This window comes from Corallococcus sp. CA041A (assembly GCF_003612075.1).
Classification (GTDB): domain Bacteria; phylum Myxococcota; class Myxococcia; order Myxococcales; family Myxococcaceae; genus Corallococcus; species Corallococcus exiguus.
In genome coordinates, this window is the sequence record NZ_RAWF01000531.1 from 1 (window position 1) to 1,551 (window position 1,551).

A 1,551-nucleotide genomic window follows, 5' to 3' on the forward strand; every position below is an offset into this window, starting at 1 on the left:
GTGGGGCCTGCACCGGGGACGGGTTTCGGGGGCGCCTTCATGACAGAGTGGGTGTCATGCCCTCTGGTGGCGTCTCGACGGCCGAGCTCGCGGACCTGCTTGCGGCGCTGCCCTTCGGCCACCGGCTGTGGGTGCGCGGCATGGGGCGGTGTCTCTACCCGCTGCTCCGCAGCGGGGACGCGGTGCGGCTGTTGCGCTGCGGACCGGAGCGGCTGGCGCGCGGGGACGTGGCGCTGGTGCGGCACGGGCCCCGGCTGGCCGCGCAGGTGGTGCTCTCCACCCAACCCTGGGTGACGGAGTCGCTGTTGGGCGGCACCGATGTGGCGGGCGGGGAGCTGGTGGGGCGCATCGTCGCGCTCAAGCGCGGGCGGTGGGTGATGCGGCTGCCCCGGCCCACCCGGCCGGCGCTGTTCCTCTTGCAGCGCACCCTGTCTGGCGTGTGGACGCAGCCCGCGTCCCGGGCGGTGTTCCGCCACCTGCGCGACCTGTTCTCCGGGTGGACGAAGCCGCTGCGCCGCCAGTTCGTGGGCCCGCTCGAGATCCGGCTGGTGCGCCCGGACGACCTGGACCCGCTGCTCGCCTTCGCCACGGAGCGGCTGGTGGTGTCCGGCACCTTCCTGCGCCGGCAGCTGCGCGACCGGTGGGGGCTGCCGCAAGACAGGCGCGTGGGCGCGGCGGCGGGCGCCTTCGACGCGCAGGGGCACCTGCTCGGCTTCGCGTGGGCGGACGACTACCACCAGGAGGGACTGTCACTGGATGGCTTCTGGGTGCGCTCGCTGGTGGTGTCTCCCAAGGTGCGGCGCATGGGCGTGGCCACCGCGCTGGTGCGGTGCCTGGTGGAGGAGATCCACCGGCAGGGCGCGGACCGGCTCCACGCGGACATCGACGAGGACAACACCGCCTCCCTGCGGACCTTCTCTGGCCTGGGGTTCCGCCCCGCGCCGGACGCGCTGACCGTCGCCACGAACCAGCAGTGGGACGCGGCTGGGGGGAGCAAGCGACTGGTCGTGCTGGTGCGCCCGCTTCCCGTCTGACGCCCCACGGGGGTTGCGCTTCTCCGGTGGCTGGGCCAAACGGCTGGGCGTCCTGCTTCATGCCGTGGGCGGGGAAGGGTGGATCCGGTGTCTGAAGGGCGTGAGGGTGCGCAGTGGAAGGCGGACGGAGCGCTGGTGCTCCTCACCGTCTTCTGGGGCCTGACGTTCGTGGTGGTGAAGGACGCGCTCGCGTTCGCGGACCCCTTCACCTTCCTCACCCTGCGCTTCGTGGTGGGCGCGGCCGTGATGGCGCTCATCGCGCGCGGGCGGATGTTCTCGCCCGGCATCGTTTCCAAGGGACTGCTCCTGGGCGTGGTGCTGTTCGTGTGCTTCGTGCTCCAGACCGTGGGGCTGACGGACACCACGCCGTCGCGCGCGGCGTTCCTCACCGGCCTCAACGTCCTCTTCGTTCCGCTGATGTCCATGGTGCTGCTCAAGCGGCTGCCCCGGTGGGGCACCGCCGTGGGCGTGGTGCTGGCGGCGGTGGGGCTGTACTGGCTGACGCGGCCCACCGAGG

Annotated in this window: 2 protein-coding genes; both read left to right on the plus strand. The window is 72.8% G+C overall.

Annotated elements, in window-relative coordinates; genetic code table 11:
- Positions 1 to 56: 56 nt before the first annotated feature.
- Complete coding sequence (locus tag D7V77_RS41930) at positions 57 to 1,034, plus strand: GNAT family N-acetyltransferase (protein WP_172814847.1); 978 nt, start codon at positions 57 to 59, stop codon at positions 1,032 to 1,034.
- Between the two features lie 87 nt (positions 1,035 to 1,121).
- A partial coding sequence (locus D7V77_RS41935) for a DMT family transporter (protein WP_233597563.1) occupies positions 1,122 to 1,551 on the plus strand: 430 nt, incomplete at its 3' end.

Bases quoted from the DNA above. Each gene is read 5' to 3' on its own strand.
- D7V77_RS41930 (WP_172814847.1), top strand. From the start codon at position 57: ATGCCCTCTGGTGGCGTCTCGACGGCCGAGCTCGCGGACCTGCTTGCG.